At 53.5% G+C, this 1,377-nt stretch carries 2 protein-coding genes; both read right to left on the bottom strand.

The genetic code is table 11. The features are described 5' to 3' along the window. Window positions 1-239: 239 nt before the first annotated feature. Window positions 240-539, bottom strand: a complete 300-nt coding sequence (locus A3OI_RS0103700) for a type II toxin-antitoxin system RelE/ParE family toxin (protein ID WP_018402991.1) — start codon at window positions 537-539, stop codon at window positions 240-242. Then, window positions 540-809: a type II toxin-antitoxin system Phd/YefM family antitoxin gene (locus A3OI_RS0103695; protein ID WP_018402990.1), complete on the bottom strand. Its 270-nt coding sequence runs from the start codon at window positions 807-809 to the stop codon at window positions 540-542. Window positions 810-1,377 lie beyond the last annotated feature (568 nt).

Raw genomic sequence — 1,377 nt, 5'->3', positions numbered from 1 at the left:
CCATCGTAATGGTTGGGACACGGTGAAGGCCTGAACCCGAAAATCAATGAGGAGCCTGTGCAGCCCAACGATTCCATATCCGACCGGACTGAGGAGCGTTGGCGCAAAATCAGAAGCCATCATTGGGGTAGGAGGAGGTAATCGGCCATCTTACTCTGAGCGTTTTCGGGAAACGCCCTGTGCGGACCCGCATGCAGGGTGTTGTGGGGGCTGGGGGTTAGATACCCCCGGCTACCCGATTATGTTTCGTTTTCTGGTAACTCGAGTTGCCTTTCACTCCGCCAAACTCGAATGATCACAATCTCAGTGACTTGCCTCAGGTAGACGACTCGAAAAGGCGAGTGAATTAACTCCCGAATATGATCCAGATTGAATTCAGGGACGGCTCGGCCAGCTTCAGGATGAAGCTTCAGCATTTCTGAGTGCTCCAAAATAGCAGCCACATACTCATTACCGATGTGCGGCACATCCTGCTCTTTGTAGTACTCCTGAATCACCCGCAAATCCTCAAGCGCAGACTGTGCGATGCGTAATTCCATTTACGTGATACCCAGCGTTTTTTTGGCTTCCTCCAAAGATACGGTATTACCCTCTCGCACATCCATAAGTCCTTGCGCCACCGCCTTTACAAACCGAAGTTCCTCTGCTGTTTTCTCATAATCCTCAAGTCCTTGAACAACAGCTATAGCTCGACCGCGACTGGTAAGCAGGATTGGACGACGCGTATTCTGAGCTCGGCCAACGACCTTTCCGGGATTAATCTTCAGGTCTGATAGAGGAACGACATCCTCCGAAAACTTCACATGCATAGCCATCACCTCATCAAAGTAACTGGTACTATTAATAGCACCAGTTCAAAGGTGTGGTCAAGAAACATAACGCCGCCAACACGCGCGGCTTTGAAGTGAAGGCGCAGCCGCAACGGAAAAGGCGTCGCCTTGCCTGCATTGGTGTACGCCCAGCATGGGCATGAACTAATGGGGTGAAAGTCCCCTGTGGGAAGATCACCGTTCAGCCGGTTTTAGCCGATTAAACGCTAACCACTAGCGAATGGCAAGGGCCAACCCGCGAGGCGCGGTCTCCGGAACGCCGGCCGGAAGTAAGCCGCTAGCAAAACTGCGAGCTGATGAACAAGAACATCATATGAGGCGTAGGCCGGAGGCGAGTTGGCACAAGCCGACGGGGTGGCCTCCCGCGAAGCCACGTGATCTGACGGCCACCGTAAATGATGCAGTTGTGCAGTGAAAGTTTATGTTCTTATCTGGGGCGGTCCGACGCATCGGGGTCTGCTCAACGAGCGATCGGTCAATTACCAGTCAGGCCACTGGTCGATCAAGCCTGGGCGCAGCCGTTGCCATCGGCGGTTGCGAGCGAACG

Origin of the sequence: Marinobacter gelidimuriae (assembly GCF_000372805.1) — a bacterium.
GTDB classification, from domain to species: Bacteria; Pseudomonadota; Gammaproteobacteria; order Pseudomonadales; family Oleiphilaceae; genus Marinobacter; species Marinobacter gelidimuriae.
This window is presented reverse-complemented; position numbering and strand designations above follow the sequence as displayed.

What these genes read in the sequence shown, in the direction of transcription:
- A3OI_RS0103695 (WP_018402990.1), bottom strand. Translation starts at nt 809, where the DNA reads ATGCATGTGAAGTTTTCGGAGGATGTCGTTCCTCTATCAGACCTGAAG.
- A3OI_RS0103700 (WP_018402991.1), bottom strand. Translation starts at nt 539, where the DNA reads ATGGAATTACGCATCGCACAGTCTGCGCTTGAGGATTTGCGGGTGATT.